The sequence below is a fragment of the Streptomyces sp. NPDC052042 genome (assembly GCF_044548345.1).
In the GTDB taxonomy this organism is placed as follows: Bacteria; Actinomycetota; Actinomycetes; order Streptomycetales; family Streptomycetaceae; genus Streptomyces.
The window spans coordinates 76,652-91,604 of sequence record NZ_JBIUBU010000007.1 but is presented as its reverse complement, the minus strand read 5'-3'; the positions used below and the strand labels follow the sequence as shown (position 1 = coordinate 91,604).

Sequence of the window (14,953 nt, the reverse complement as noted above, 5' to 3'; positions counted from 1 at the left end):
CGCTACAGCCTTTGGCGGACACCCCGTTCCCGAGAGGGAGCGGGGCCGGAACCGGCGGGTGGGGAGCGCGCGTGTATTCCATGCGGTTCTTGTGACGCTTCCGGAACGCTTCTTGTGCGGAGGGTCACGGAACGGGCACCCCGGCTTGACGTGTCGTACCCCTCGGGCAGACTTGGCGCGTAATAGGCGTCACCGCGTGACTCACGCGCCGAGGGGGAAGCAAGTCATGAGCCAGGACGGCGCACACGGCGCACAGGGCACGCAGGGCCGCTATGCGGGCGGTGCGATAGCCGGCGGCCGCTACCAGCTGCGCGACCTGCTCGGCGAAGGCGGCATGGCGTCCGTGTACCTGGCGTACGACGCCGCGCTGGACCGACAGGTCGCCATCAAGACACTCCACACGGAGCTGGGCCGCGAGCAGTCGTTCCGCGAGCGGTTCCGCCGCGAGGCGCAGGCCGTCGCCAAACTGCAGCACACCAACATCGTCTCGGTCTTCGACACCGGCGAGGACGAGCTCGGCGGCGCGCTGATGCCGTACATCGTCATGGAGTACGTGGAGGGGCAGCCGCTCGGCTCCGTGCTCCAGGCGGACATCCAGAAGTACGGGGCGATGCCCGCCGACAAGGCGCTCAAGGTGACGTCCGACGTGCTGGCCGCGCTGGACACCAGCCATGAGATGGGGCTGGTCCACCGCGACATCAAGCCGGGCAACGTGATGATGACCAAGCGCGGTGTCGTGAAGGTCATGGACTTCGGCATCGCCCGCGCGATGCAGTCCGGTGTCACGTCGATGACGCAGACCGGCATGGTCGTCGGCACCCCGCAGTACCTCTCCCCCGAGCAGGCGCTGGGCCGCAGTGTGGACGCCCGCTCCGACCTGTACTCGGTCGGCATCATGCTGTTCCAGCTGCTGACCGGCCGCCTCCCGTTCGACGCGGACTCGCCGCTCGCCATCGCGTACGCGCACGTCCAGGAGGAGCCGGTCGCGCCCTCCACCATCAACCGCGCGATCACCCCGGCGATGGACGCGCTCGTCGCCCGGGCGTTGAGGAAGAACCCCAACGAACGTTTCCCGAGCGCCGCGGCGATGCAGGACGAGATCGCGCGCGTGCTGAACGCGGGCGGGCAGACGGGCGCCCCGGCGATCGTCGCGGGCGGCGGGCCGGTGAACAGCGGCTCGGGCGTCGGCTCGACGGTCTTCCCGCCGATCGACCAGGGCGTCCCGGCACCGCAGAGCGTCCAGACTCCGTACCAGCCGGGCCCGTACGGTCCGGCGACCCCGGCCCCCGCGCCCGCGCCCGCGTACGGCTACCCACAGGCGGCCCCGGCGTACCAGAACCAGCCGGCGATGTCATCGGTGCCGTCGATGCAGCAGACCCCTCCGCCGTACGCGGTCGGACCGCAGACGCAGCCGCAGCCCATGTCGGGCGGGGGCAGGCCGAAGCGGTCCCTGTCGGTGCTCGTCGGCGCGATCGTGGTCGCGCTGGTCGCGGTAGGCGGGGTGATCACCGTGCTCTCGCTGCGCAGCTCGGACAAGGTCGGGAACACCACCGCGAACGAGAACCCGGCCGCGACGGATGAGCACAAGCCCCCGGAGCGGAACCGGACGATGCGGACCGAGAAGTGCACGGACCCCCTGGAGAGCACCGACGACCCGGACAAGGTCGACGCGCCGAAGTTCCTCTACAAGGACTTCCTCTCCGCCAAGGCGTGCGCGGACGCGGCCGGCTGGATCGTCAAGAAGATCGAAGTGCCGGGGAACACGTACGCCGAGGACCAGATCATCGACCAGTTCCCCTCCGCCGGCACCGCCGTGGACAAGGTGGGTGCCAAGTTCGAGCTGCGCGTCGCGACGGGCGACCCGGCCTGAGCGGTCCGGCCCCGCCGAGCGGCGGTGTGGGCGGTGTGACGGACCGGGGCTGGGTCACGGACCGGGGCTGGCCGGCGTGGTCGCGGCCGGGCCGGCCGCAGTGGGGCAGGAGTCATCCTGGGGCCGGACCTGGCCATGGGAGCGGGAGTCGCGCCCGGGGCCGGTCGGCGTGGTGGGCGCGGCCCCGGGTATGGCGGGGCGAGCGGCGTGCGGGTCGGCTCAGGAGGCATCCGTGTGACGGCACATCGGGCACATAGCACCCCTTATGTCCGAGATGCCGGACATAAGGCCCCATGTGACGCTGACTTCATGGCTCAAGGACTTCTGCCCTCGCGATCCACGAGATGTGTGGCCTGCCTCATACTCTCAGCGGGCGCGGCACTGGGGGCCGCGGCCGGTGAGGCACACATGGGCCGACGCCCGGCCGGCGACATACCGGGGTCGGCCGGCACGCCCGTGACGTCACCGGCGTCCGGGGCCCCCGCGCCCCTCGCCCGCCCCTCCCCGGCCCCCGGTGCCGAGCCGACGGACAGAAGTCTCACTCCTTCAGCCGATCCGTCCGCGATACCCACGGCCGCACCCCCCGAGGACGACCCGGCCGCCTTCGCCCGCCCGGCGCCCGGACCGCCTCCGCTTCCCCCGTCCCACCTGTCGCTTCCGCCCCGATCCATATCCCCCTTCGCATCCCCCTTCGCGCTTCCCTCCGCCGCGGCCTCCACCCCCGCGGCTCCCACCCCTGCAACCTCTACAACCACTCCGGGGCCCACGCCGCCCCCGGCCTCCCCAGCCACCCCCACCGCCGCCTCCGCCACTGCTGCCGCCTCCGCCACTGCCGCCTCCTCCGCCTCCACCGACGAGGCGTCGACGCATCCGGATGCGCAGCCTCCACTGGCCGGGCGCGAGGCCGGGGAGGGGCGACCGCGACCCGGCCGACCGCTCTCACCACAGGGAAGCTCGCAGGAACTCACACAGGACCCCGCGCAGGAGGTCGCACCGGCGGACAGTTCGCCCGACGGGTCCGGTTCCGTCGGAGTCGAATCCGACGCACTCGACGAGCTCGACGAGCTCGACGAGGCCACCGGACCCGGCGAGCTCGGCGCGTACGACGCACGCCCCGCGGCCTCCGATCCGGCACCCGTGATGCCCGCCGGGGAGCCGGCGCCGAGCACACCCCCCGGAGGCGACCGGAGCACCTCGGAGGCCCTCGACGGCCCTGCGGTGCGACAGGCCCGGCAGGTGTCGATGGGTGCGGGAATCGCGCTGATAGGGCTGGGTCTGGGCTTTCTGGCCCTGCGCTTCCGCCGCCCGGACTGACCCCTCCTCCGCCCTTCCCACCAGCGATCTCGCTCCCCGATGGCGACTTGCGCTGGCCAGCATACTCGGTATACATACTCAGTATGTCGATCCGCCATGGGCTCTTGGCCCTGCTGGAGCGGGGCCCCAGATACGGCTCCCAGCTCCGTACCGAATTCGAGTCGCGCACCGGCTCCACGTGGCCGCTCAACGTCGGTCAGGTGTACACGACGCTGAGCCGTCTGGAGCGCGACGGCCTGGTCGTCCAGGACGACGAGGACGACCAGGGGCACACCCTCTACGCGATCACCGACGACGGCCGAGCTGAGCTGCGGAACTGGTTCGAGACACCCGTCAACCGCAGCAGTCCGCCCCGCGACGAACTGGCCATCAAACTCGCCATGGCGGTCGGTGCGCCGGGCGTGGACATCCGGGCCGTCATCCAGGCGCAGCGCCACCACACCGTGAAGGCGATGCAGGACTACACCCGCCTCAAGGCGCAGGCCCTGGCAGACGTCCCGGCCAACCGCGACGAGGTCGCCTGGCTGCTCGTGCTCGAACAGCTGATCTTCCAGGCGGAGGCCGAGGCGCGCTGGCTGGACCACTGCGAGTCCCGGCTGGTCCGCCTCGCCGAGGCCGCCACCACGGAGCCGGCGCCCGAGCCACGTGCCCCGCTCCGTGGCCCGGCCCGCTCCTCGGCCCGTACGCCTGCCCGCATCGGCCGCCCGCGCGGCCGGGACTGACCGCACCACCGGTCGACCGCACAGCCGCCCGGCACCACCGGGACCGCCGAGGCCGACCGGACCGGCCGGGAAGCACCCGGCACCGGCCGGGGAACACCTGCGCCGGCCCGAGAACACCTGCACCGTCCGGGAACCACCCGCGTCGGGCCGGGGAACACCGGGGCCGCAGAGGCCGCGAGAAGGCCGCTGAAGGCCATCCCGGCGCATCCCGCCACGGGCGGCCCGCCACAACGCACCCGCCCGTCACGGGCGCCCCGCACACGCACCCGCCATCACCGGCGAACGGACCGCCTCGGCGTCCGGCGCCGCACCACAGAACCGTCACAGGGGGGAACCACCACCATGTCCGCACACACCCCGTCCCGACCCGAATCCCCGGCCACCGTCCCGCCGGGCTCCCCTGTACCGGGCGGCCCACCGGTGCTCGAACTGCGGGCCCTCACCCGCACCCACGGCAGCGGCGTCGCCGAAGTGCACGCCCTGCGCGGCATCGACCTGTCCGTGTACCCGGGTGAACTCGTCGCGGTGATGGGCCCGTCCGGTTCCGGCAAGTCCACCCTGCTGACCATCGCCGGCGGGCTCGACACCGCGACCAGCGGCCAGGTGATCATCGAGGGGCAGGACATATCCCGTCTCGGCCGCAAGGGGATCGCCGCCCTGCGCCGCCGCAGCGTCGGCTACGTCTTCCAGGACTACAACCTGATCCCGGCGCTCACCGCGGCCGAGAACATCGCCCTGCCGCGCGAGCTCGACGGGGTCTCCGTGCGCAAGGCCCGCAAGGAGGCGCGCGCGGCGCTGGAGGAGATGAACCTTCTCCAGGTCGCCGACCGGTTCCCCGACGAGATGTCCGGCGGCCAGCAGCAGCGCGTGGCGATCGCCCGCGCCCTGGTCGGCGACCGGCGCCTCGTGCTCGCCGACGAGCCGACCGGGGCGCTGGACTCCGAGACCGGCGAGAGCGTGCTGGCGCTGCTGCGCAGCCGCTGCGACCAGGGGGCCGCGGCCGTGATGGTGACGCACGAACCGCGGTTCGCGGCCTGGGCGGACCGGGTCGTGTTCCTGCGGGACGGCTCGATCGTCGACCAGGCGCTCACCGTCGGGGCCGACGCGCTGCTGACCGGCGAGGGCGCCAAGTGAGCGTGTTCACGGGCTGGCGTGCCGCCCTCCGGATAGCCGGACGCGACGCGATGCGCGCCAAGGGCCGCAGCGCGCTGGTGGTCGCGATGATCGCGGTGCCGGTGCTGGGCGTCACGGCCCTCGACGTCACGTACCGCAGCATGACGCCGAGCACCGCCGAGAAGCTGACCGCCCAGATGGGTGCGGCGGACGCCCACTTCACCGACCAGCAAATGGGCCCGCTGCAGCAGATGCCCGACGCGGAGATGTACGAGCAGGTCGAGCCGGACGGCCCGGGGCCCTACGAGCCCCCGCCCCCGGTCGATGTCACGACCACGTTCCCCAAGGGCGCGCGCGCGATCAGCATCCAGTCCGTACCGGCGAACGTCACCTCCAAGTACGGCATCGCCGACACGGACATCTACGAATTCCGTACCTCGGACGGAATGGCGCGCGGCAAGACCGATCTCGTGCGCGGCTCCTACCCGCACGGCGCGGGGGAGGTGGCCGCCACCGAAATGTTCCTCAAGGAAACCGGCCTGAGCGTCGGCTCGACGACCACCGTGCGCAACTACGGGGCGAAGTTCACGATCACCGGCGTGATCGAACGACCGGACGAGCTGAAGAGCAACGCCCTGTTCGCCGACCCGGGAACGGTCATCGCCCCGTGGAAGGCGAAGGCCGACCACGACAAGAAGGTGCTGCCGCCGAACGCCAGCCCCAAGGAATGGCTGGTCAAGGGTCCGGCCGGGGTGGGAGTGACCTGGCCCGACATTCTGGAGGCCAACAGGGCGGGCGTCCTCGTCACCTCCCGTCAGGTCGTCCTCGACCCGCCGCCGGACTCCGAGGTCCCGCTGCTCAAGAAGGGGGAACGCCCGTCCTGGGGCGATTCGAGTGGTGAGTGGAGTGCCGCCCTCCTCACCGTGGTCTCCATGGCGGTCCTGGAGATCGTGCTGCTCGCCGGGCCCGCGTTCGCGGTCGGCGCGCGCCGCTCCCGCCGCCAGCTCGGCCTGCTGGGCACCTGCGGCGGGGACCGGCAGCACGTTCGGGCCGTGGTGCTCGGTGGCGGTCTGGTGCTCGGCGGCATCGGCGCCGTGACCGGTGTGGTGCTCGGTCTCGGGCTCACCGCGGTGTTCCGGCCCATGCTGGAGGACTGGGCCGGACACCGTTTCGCCTCCCTCGTCATGCGGCCGACGGACCTGCTCATCATCGCCGCGGTCGGCCTGGTCACCGGCCTTCTGGCGGCGTTCGCCCCGGCCGTCGTGGCCAGTCGGCAGTCCGTGCTGGAGTCGCTCAGCGGCCGTCGCGGCGTCCGGCGCTCCTCCCGGGTGCTGCCCATCGTGGGCGCCTGCGTGCTGGCGCTCGGCTGCGTCGCCGCCGCGTACGGCGCCACCAGCGGGGACGGCTCCCTGGTCGCCGTCGGCTCGGTCGTCGCCGAACTGGGAATGCTCGGCTGCATCCCGGTGGTGGTCGGCCTTCTCGGGCGGCTCGGCCGCAGGCTGCCGCTCTCGCCCCGCATGGCGCTGCGCGACGCGGCCCGCAACCGTGGTCGCACCGCCCCTGCGGTCGCCGCGGTGATGGCCGCCGTGGCCGGTTCAGTGGCGATCGCCACCTTCATGTCCAGCAGAGTCGCCGAGAGCCAGTACCAGTACACGCCCTCGCTCACCCCGGGCACCCTCTCCGTCATGGCGAACAGCGACGGGTCGGTCGAACGGCTGCCGCTGGCCCGCGCCGCCGTCGAGCGGAACATGCCCGTCAGCGGCGGACACGCCGAATTCAAGCGGGTCTGGGCGGGCAGCGACTGCAGCGTCTACTACGAGGAGGAGAACGACTGCGGCACCTTGAAGCTGGTCAAGCCCACCGGCGAGGGCCACACCTGCCCCCTCAAGGGCAAGGGCGCCCGGGAACTCGCGGCGCGGCTCTCCGCGGACGAGCACAGGGAGCTGATGAACTCCCCGGTCTGCCTGGGCGAGTACATGCCCTCGCACGCGCTCCCCAGCGGCGAGGACGAGATCCTCGTGGCCGACGTGAACATCCTCAGTACCTACGTGAAGCTCGACGACCCCGCGGCCGCCGATGCCCTGGCCGCCGGCACCCCGGTGCTGCTCAACCCGGCGTACGCCAAGGACGGTGAGATCACCCTCACCGCGGTCCACAAGTACAACGAACGCGACAAGGAGAACCGGAAGCTGCACCCGGGCAAGGCACGGACCACCACGGACCGGCTGAAGGTGTACGTGGCCTCCCCGCAGTACGCCGCGACCCCCGGTATCCGGCTGATCCTCCCGCAGAAGACCGCGGACCGGCTCGGCCTTCACACCGAACCGGCCGGCAGCATGTATGCCGTCTCGCATACGCCGACGGGCGTCGAGGAGCAGCGGACCAACGCGGCGCTCGACCAGGCGGGCGGCGGCTTCTGGGCCCAGTTCGATACCGGCCCCGTGCGGCAGGAGAGCGCGACCATGCTGGTCCTGACGCTGTTCGCCGGTGTGGTCACGCTGGGCGCGGCGGCGATCACGACCGGCCTCGCGAAGGCGGACGCGGAAGCGGACCTGACCACGCTGAGCGCGGTTGGCGCACCCCCGAGCGTGCGACGGGCGCTGACCGGCTTCCAGTGCCTGGTGGTGGCGCTCACGGGTGTGGTCCTGGGCACGATCACGGGCCTGGTGCCCGCGGTGGCCCTGCGCCTCGTCGACCTGCGCGCGGCAATGGAGGCGATGCGGGCCGAACCGATGGAATCGGCGTACACGCCGATCGTGCTGCCCTGGGGCACGCTCGCCGTGCTGGTCGTGGGCGTTCCGCTGATCGCCGGGGCTCTCGCGGCGGCGATCACCCGGTCGCGTCAGACCCTGACCCGACGGGCCGGCTGACGGCACGCTCCGGCGGCACGGCGCGGACGCCCCGGCCCTGCTGACGCCCTGGCCCTGCTGACGGACACGCGGACCTGCTGACGTCCGCCCGCCGGCGGGCAGCAGGGGCGGGCGGACGCTGGCGGGCGGACGCTGGCGGGCGGACGCCGACAGGTGCCGAGGGCGTCCGATATGCCGCGCGTCCGCTGTGCCGCGTGTCCGGTCTGACCAGGCCGTTCCAGTGCCCTCGCAATCGGCAGATCCAGCGTTTGCGGGGGCACCGCCGTGTCGGACGGTGAGTGTGGGAGACAATGACGCCATGGAGATGCCGAGGAATGAACGGTCGCAGGAGCACCCCCAGGTCCTCGTGGTGGGGCAGGACGGCATGGCGATCGGCGGCGGTGGCGCGGACGACGAGTCGCGTGAGGTCCCGGTGACGGAGATGGTCGAGCAGCCCGCGAAGGTCATGCGCATCGGCAGCATGATCAAGCAACTCCTGGAAGAGGTCAGGGCGGCTCCTCTCGACGAGGCGAGCCGGGTCAGGCTCAAGGAGATCCACGCCGGCTCCGTGAAGGAGCTGGAGGACGGGCTCGCGCCGGAGCTGGTGGAGGAACTGGAGCGGCTCTCCCTGCCGTTCACCGAGGACGCGGTGCCGTCCGAGGCGGAACTCCGGATCGCGCAGGCGCAGTTGGTGGGCTGGCTGGAGGGCCTGTTCCACGGCATCCAGACCGCGTTGTTCGCCCAGCAGATGGCGGCGCGGGCCCAGCTTGAGCAGATGCGCCGCGCCCTTCCGTCGGGCGGCATGCATGAGGAGCCGGACGGTAGCCCGGACCAGGGCGGAGCCATCCGGACCGGCCCGTACCTCTGATCCCGGGCCACTGATCCCCGGACCGCGGTCCTCGGACTCGCGGGTCCTCGGATCCACCGGCCCTCGGATCCGCCTGTCCTCGGGCCCGCGCTCGTAGCCGGTTCTCTGGCCGAGCCAGTGCCCCGCGGGTCGTACCCCGGTCGTTCGGTCCGCACCGCGCGATCACATGCAGCACCTCGAACACAAGGAACGGGAGGCCCGGCGCACACGGTCGACAACCGGTGCGCCGGGCCTCCTCGTGGTTCCGGGTCTTCTCATGTACGTGCCGGGCGGGCGGCGCGCGCGACGGGCCATCGGACATACGCAGCCCCAGCAAGATCGGGGTCGGCACGGGTACCAGGCCCGCCCCACGCCCATCAGGCACGCCGCAGGGCCGCAAGAGCCATGGGGTGGCTGTCCAGAGCCCAAAGACATGGCATTCCGGCCACGCAGCACGGCCCCTCAGACGAGGGGGCCCGTAAGCCATCGGCACGGCACCGGCCGCACGACACGGCTCCTGGGCGCGCGAAGCGCCGCCGGACGCCCAGGCTGCCGTCAAGCGGCTGGTGCCGTCAGGCCGCGGGCACCGTCAGGCCGCGGGCACCGTCAGGCCGCGGGCACCGTCAGGCTGCGGGGTTTCTCAGCAGCACCTTTCCGATGTGGGCGCTGGACTCCAGCACCCGGTGCGCCTCGGCGGCGTCCGGCAGCGGCAGTGAGCGGTCCACGATCGGTCGGACGACGCCACCGGCGATCAGCGGCCAGACGTGCTCGCGCACCGCGGCGACGATCGCCGCCTTCTCGGCGAGCGGGCGACCCCGCAGTGAGGTCGCCGTGATCGCGGCCCGCTTGCGCAGCAGGGCGTTCAGGTTCAACTCGCCCTTCACTCCGCCCTGAAGGCCGATGATGGCCAGTCGGCCGTTGACCGCGAGCGCCTTCACGTTCCGGTCCAGGTACTTCGCACCGATGATGTCGAGGATGACGTCCGCGCCCGCCCCGTCCGTCGCCCTGCGCAGTTCCTGGACGAAGTCCTGTTCCCGATAGTCGATCAGGACATCGGCCCCGAGCTCCGCGCAGCGCGCCAGCTTCTCCGGTCCACCCGCGGTCACCGCGACCCGCGCGCCCACCGCCTTGGCGAGCTGGATCGCCATCGTGCCGATGCCGCTGGACCCGCCGTGCACCAGCAGCGTCTCACCGGGACGCAGATGAGCCACCATGAACACGTTCGACCAGACCGTGGCCGTCACCTCGGGCAGCGCCGCGGCCGTCGCCAGGTCGACTCCCTCCGGCACCGGCAGCAGCTGCCCCGCGGGCACGGCGACCTTCTCCGCATATCCGCCGCCCGCGAGCAGCGCGCACACCTCGTCGCCGACCGACCAGCCACTGACGCCGGGCCCCACCGCCGAGATACGGCCGGCGCACTCCAGGCCCGGGAACGGTGACGCACCGGGCGGCGGGTTGTAGAACCCCTGCCGCTGCAGCACGTCGGCGCGATTGACCGCGCTGGACACGACATCGACGAGGACCTCGCCCTCGCCGACCACCGGATCGGGTACCTCGGCCCACACGAGTGCCTCGGGGCCACCGGGTTGGGGGATCGTGATCGCATACATGGCCGCGAGGCTACTCCGTACCGCGAGCCGGACGGCCTGACGCGAGCCGGACAACCCTGTCACGGACCCGGAGCACCGCCACACGGCCCCGACAACATCGCGGCAGGGCGGGCAGCCACACCGGACACGGACCGGGCAGCGCCACCGCACGACCCCGGCAGCACGCGTGACGCGGTACCCGTCCACACCGCTCCGCGTACCCGTCGGCAAACCCGCCGACACGCGGTGCGGGCGATACGTCCGGGCGATACGTCCGGGCGATGCCTGCAGGCGATACGTGCGAGCGATACGTCCGGGCAGCGGCTCGGGGCGTCGCCTCCGGCACCGATCCGGGGCTCAGGGGACGCGTACAGCACCGCGCAGCCGCCGACCAGGGCCGCGATCAGACCACGACTACGGGCGCGGACCGCCGGGCGCCGGGGTGCCGAGTGCCTGCTCTCTGGGGAGGCGCACGATGGTGATCACGCGGTCCGTCAACTGCAACGGACTCGCCGCCGGGTCGTCGTAGGCGAGCAGTCGATGCCCGCGCAGCACACTCACCACGAGATCGTCCACTTCCCGGACGCTCTTGCCCACCTCGGCCTTTATCACCGGCCGCTCGACGAGGTCGAGACCGCTTCCCTGCTGGATCAGGTCCTCCATCACCGTGCCCGCGCTGGGGCTGAGGACAGAGAGTCCGAGCAGCCGACCGGCCGCGCTGGCGCTGGTGATCACGGCGTCGGCGCCGGACTGCCGCAGCAGCGGGGCGTTCTCCTCCTCGCGCACTGCGGCGACGATCTTCGCGCCCCGGTTGAGTTGTCGCGCCGTCAGCGTCACCAGTACCGCCGTGTCGTCGCGCTGAGTGGCGATGATGATCTGGCGCGCCTTCTGAAGCTCGGCCCGCAACAGCACCTCGCTGCGTGTCGCGTCACCGACCACTCCCACGAACCCCTCGGCGTTGGCGATCTCTATCACCTTGCTCACCGGGTCGACGACGACGATCTGCTCGTTTCTCAGACCGGAGGAACGCAGGGTCTGGATGGCCGAACGGCCCTTCGTGCCGAAACCGACGATGATGGTGTGGTCACGCAAGTTGGTTCTCCAACGCTTCAGCCGGAAGTCCTCCCTGGTCCGTTCCGCCAGGACCTCAAGGGTGGTGCCGACCAGGATGATCAGGAAGAGCACCCGCAGCGGCGTCACGAGCACCACATTGGCGAGCCGGGCACTGTCGCTGTACGGGGTGATGTCGCCGTATCCGGTGGTGGAGAGGGTGACCGTCGTGTAATACACGGCGTCCAGCAGGTCCACCTTGTCATCGGCACCGTCGTGGTATCCGTCGCGGTCCACATAGACGATCACCACGGTGATGGCCAGCACCAGCAGTGCCATCAACAGCCGTTTGGCCACCTGCCGGGCCGGGCGATCGACGACCCTGCGCGGTAGCTGCACCCTCGTGGGGACGACATGCTCGTCAGCGCGCCTGGCCATCGCATCGTGGCCGGGAAGTTTCACGTGAAACACCCTTCCGTCCACGGCGTCGCCGACGCCCACGGTAGTTCGAGGATCTCCACCTCGGTGCCGGACCGTACCCCGCCCGGCGGCACCACGGCCAGCCCGTCCGCTGCGGCGATGCCCCGCAGCATCGCCGGACCGTCGTAGCGCAGCGGTACGACGTACTCGGCGACGCCTCCGGTTCCCGCCCCACCCGCTCCCGGGCCGACGGCCCCCTGCCCACCGTTCCGTCGGCCACCGGCCGCGTCGCGAGGCGCCGACGCGCGGTGGACGACGGGCACCAGCCGGGTGTCATGCGGATGCCCCTGTAGCTCGTCGCGCATGACGGCCCAGTAGGGCTCACACGGAACATGGCCTGCCAGACCGTGAAGCAACGGTTCGGCAAGTGTGAGGAGACCCGACACGGCAGCGAGCGGATTGCCCGGCAGCCCGACGACGTACAGACCGGTCTCTGTCCTTTCCCTAGCGTCTGCCCCGGTTCCGGTTCCAGCGGGTCCAGCAAGTCCGGCGGGTCCTGTTCCTCTAGGTCCCGTTCCTCTGGGGCCGACTGCCTTGAGTCTGGCCAGCAGCATCGGGTGGCCTGGTCGGACGGCGACACCGTCGACCAGCAATTCGGCGCCGAGCTCGGCAAGCACCGGGTGGACGTGATCGACAGGCCCCGAGGCCGTACCCCCCGTGGTGACGACCAGATCGGCATCGGAGCCGCTGAGAGCGTGCCGCAGGGCCACAGCGTCGTCGCCGAGACGCCGCGGAGCGGAGACGACGGCACCCAGCGCCCGAAGCCAGGGACCGATCATCGGTCCGAGCGCGTCACGGATCAGCCCGTCGTGCGGCAGACCACCGGTCAGCAGTTCGTCACCGAGAACGAGAACGTCGACGCGGGGGCGGGGAACGGCGACCAGTTCGTCGTACCCCGCGGCGGCGGCCAGACCGAGGACGGCGGGGGTCACCACGGCTCCGGCGGGCAGGAGCACATCGCCCGAGCGGCACTCCTGCCCGCGGGGCCTGATGTCCTGCCCGGGGTGTACCCGGTAGCGCGCGTGGAGCAGTCCCTTGGCCTCGTCGACATGGCCGTGTTCGCTGCGGATCACGGCGTTGGCATCCGCCGGGATACGCGCCCCGGTGGCGATCCGTACGGCATCCCCGTCGGGGAGCCTGGCGGGAGCGCGGCGCCCTGCGAGGATCCCCAACCCCTGCCCCGGACGGGTTTGCGCGCCCGGTACTGCGGCCTCCGCCGCCTCCCCGGCTTCTGCGAGACCTTCCCCGGTCTCCGCCGTCTCACGGATGGTCCACGGTCCCGGCCCGCTGACGACCCAGCCGTCCATGGCGGAGGTGTCGAAGGGCGGCAGGTCGGTGAGTGCCACGAGCGGTTCGGCGAGTACGTGCCCGAGCGTCTGGTCAAGGGGGAGGCGCTGGGCGCGTGCGGGAACGCTGCGGCCCGACCGGGCGGCACGAGCGCGGGCCTCTCGCCAGGGGGTCGCCCGCTCGCGCCATTCCCGCCCCTGTGGACGGTCGGTGCGCTGGTTCGGGGTCGAGGACCGGTCGTCGTGGCCATTCGGGGCCGAGGGCCGATCACCGCGGTCGTTCGAGGCCGAGGACCGGGCCGCGTGCGCCTGCTCCGCCGCGGAGCCCGGACGACCGGCCTCGGGCCCCTGCCCGGCGGAGGCGGCCCAATGGGCTCCGGAGCCCTGGTCCGCCGCGGCACACCGACCGGCGGGACGGGGCTCACCCGACGACTGGTTCCTCACCAGGGCAAGGGCCTGCTCGACGGCCAGCTCCTCCTCGGCTGCCCGCATCTCCTCCGGACTCGCGACCGGTTCCGTGCCTGCGACCGGCTCCGGACTCGTACCCGTGCCCGTACCCGTGCCCAGGCATGAACCCGCCCTCGGTTCCGACCGCCCTCCCGACCCTGGTCCCGGCTCCGATCCCGGTCTCGGTCCCAGACTCGGTTCCGGTCCCAGACTCGGGCTCGGGCTCGGGCTCGGACCCAGTGTCGGCAGCGGCTCCGCCGCAAGCGGGTCGGGTCTGCCGTCCCGGGTCATCATCGGCTCTCGTTCTCGTCCGCCCACCGCCGGGCCAGCGCGGCAGCCTTGCGGGCTGCCTCGGCCACCGCCGCCGGACCGCCGCCCTCACCGCCCGCCTTCGCCGCCGCGTAACCGACCAGGAAGGTCGTCAACGGCGCTGCGGGCCGAGCGACGCCATGGGCGGCATCGCGGGCCAGGTCGAGCAGGACATCGGTGTCCACGTCGAGTTCGATGCCCAGTTCGTTCTTGACTGCGGTGATCCATTCGTCCAGCACGGCCCCATGCTCCCTGATCCGGTCCCGGGCCCGCGCGATGTCCTCCCAGGTGTCGCAGTCGAAGGAAGCCAGCGGGTCGGCCGGCACCCGCACGAGGTCCAGTCCGTCCGTCAGCAGCCGCAGCGGCAGCCCGGACAGGCCGCTGCGCTCCGCGGCGATCAGGGCGAGTTCACGGCGCAGCGGCTCGGCCCGGTAGACGGCGACGAGAGGCTGGTCGCGCCCCGTCTGATCCGTGCACAGCGCTCCCTCCTGTTCCCCGTCGCCGAGGGCGTCCAGCAGTGCCGCGACGGCGCTCTCCCCGAGGAACGGCAGGTCGGCGGAGAGCACGAGCAACCGTTCCGCACCGGTGCACCGGACCCCGGCGTCCAGCGCGGCCAAGGGCCCACCGCCCGGCGGCACCTCGCGTGTCCAGGTCACGTCTCGCGTCGTGGGCCGGCGCGTGCCCACCACCACGGTGGTCGAGGCACCCGCACACGCCGCGAGCACCCGGTCGAGCAGCGTGCGGCCACCGACCCGGATCCCGGGCTTGTCCGCTCCACCGAGCCGTGCGGCGGCCCCTCCGGCAAGGACGATGGCGTCATACGCGGTCATGCACCCGAGTATGCGGGCAGCGGCCTCCCACGGGTCCTCCCGGCCCCCGGCCCCACCACGCCCCCAGACCGCCGGGTACTGCGGGCGCTCCGGGCGCTTTCCTCCCCGGCCGCGTCCTCGCTCACGACCACAGGCGGACCCCCGGACGGGGAGGAAAGGAACTACACGGGCGGGAAGGAACTACAAGAAAGGAACTACAGAGAGGAATGGAGGGGGCCCGGTGGGGAGCGGAAAACCGCGACCGTTC

Annotated in this window: 10 protein-coding genes; 6 read left to right on the top strand and 4 right to left on the bottom strand. The window is 72.1% G+C overall.

The genetic code is table 11. From position 1 onward, the window contains the following. Positions 1 to 226: 226 nt before the first annotated feature. From ACIHCL_RS14640 to ACIHCL_RS14615, 6 genes are all read left to right on the top strand, one after another. Positions 227 to 1,870: a protein kinase gene (locus ACIHCL_RS14640; protein WP_399861445.1), complete on the top strand. Its 1,644-nt coding sequence runs from the start codon at positions 227 to 229 to the stop codon at positions 1,868 to 1,870. 456 nt (positions 1,871 to 2,326) lie between these two features. Then, a complete protein-coding gene (locus tag ACIHCL_RS14635; protein ID WP_399861442.1) occupies positions 2,327 to 3,184 on the top strand; it encodes a hypothetical protein in 858 nt (285 codons plus the stop codon). An 83-nt stretch (positions 3,185 to 3,267) separates the two neighbouring features. Next, a complete protein-coding gene (locus ACIHCL_RS14630; protein WP_399861439.1) occupies positions 3,268 to 3,906 on the top strand; it encodes a PadR family transcriptional regulator in 639 nt (212 codons plus the stop codon). A 342-nt stretch (positions 3,907 to 4,248) separates the two neighbouring features. Then, entirely contained in the window at positions 4,249 to 5,040 is a 792-nt protein-coding gene (locus ACIHCL_RS14625; RefSeq protein ID WP_399861436.1) for an ABC transporter ATP-binding protein, read from the top strand. Then, positions 5,037 to 7,889: an FtsX-like permease family protein gene (locus tag ACIHCL_RS14620; protein ID WP_399861433.1), complete on the top strand. Its 2,853-nt coding sequence runs from the start codon at positions 5,037 to 5,039 to the stop codon at positions 7,887 to 7,889. The genes ACIHCL_RS14625 and ACIHCL_RS14620 overlap by 4 nt, the downstream gene beginning before the upstream one ends. 364 nt (positions 7,890 to 8,253) lie before the next feature. Continuing rightward, positions 8,254 to 8,736: a bacterial proteasome activator family protein gene (locus tag ACIHCL_RS14615; protein ID WP_399861860.1), complete on the top strand. Its 483-nt coding sequence runs from the start codon at positions 8,254 to 8,256 to the stop codon at positions 8,734 to 8,736. Positions 8,737 to 9,338: 602 nt separating this feature from the next. Here ACIHCL_RS14615 and ACIHCL_RS14610 read toward each other — a convergent pair. The 4 genes from ACIHCL_RS14610 to ACIHCL_RS14595 all read right to left on the bottom strand — a co-directional run bounded on the left by ACIHCL_RS14610 (position 9,339) and on the right by ACIHCL_RS14595 (position 14,706). Next, the gene (locus ACIHCL_RS14610) at positions 9,339 to 10,325 is read right to left on the bottom strand and encodes an NAD(P)H-quinone oxidoreductase (RefSeq protein ID WP_399861430.1); all 987 of its coding nucleotides are present in this window, start codon (positions 10,323 to 10,325) and stop codon (positions 9,339 to 9,341) included. 393 nt (positions 10,326 to 10,718) lie between these two features. Beyond that, entirely contained in the window at positions 10,719 to 11,855 is a 1,137-nt protein-coding gene (locus ACIHCL_RS14605) for a potassium channel family protein (RefSeq protein WP_399861427.1), read from the bottom strand. Then, the gene (locus ACIHCL_RS14600; protein ID WP_399861425.1) at positions 11,813 to 13,612 is read right to left on the bottom strand and encodes a molybdopterin molybdotransferase MoeA; all 1,800 of its coding nucleotides are present in this window, start codon (positions 13,610 to 13,612) and stop codon (positions 11,813 to 11,815) included. Before ACIHCL_RS14600 ends, ACIHCL_RS14605 begins: the two co-directional genes overlap by 43 nt. Positions 13,613 to 13,857: 245 nt before the next feature. Next, complete coding sequence (locus tag ACIHCL_RS14595; RefSeq protein WP_399861422.1) at positions 13,858 to 14,706, bottom strand: DUF6457 domain-containing protein; 849 nt, start codon at positions 14,704 to 14,706, stop codon at positions 13,858 to 13,860. Positions 14,707 to 14,953: the final 247 nt, after the last annotated feature.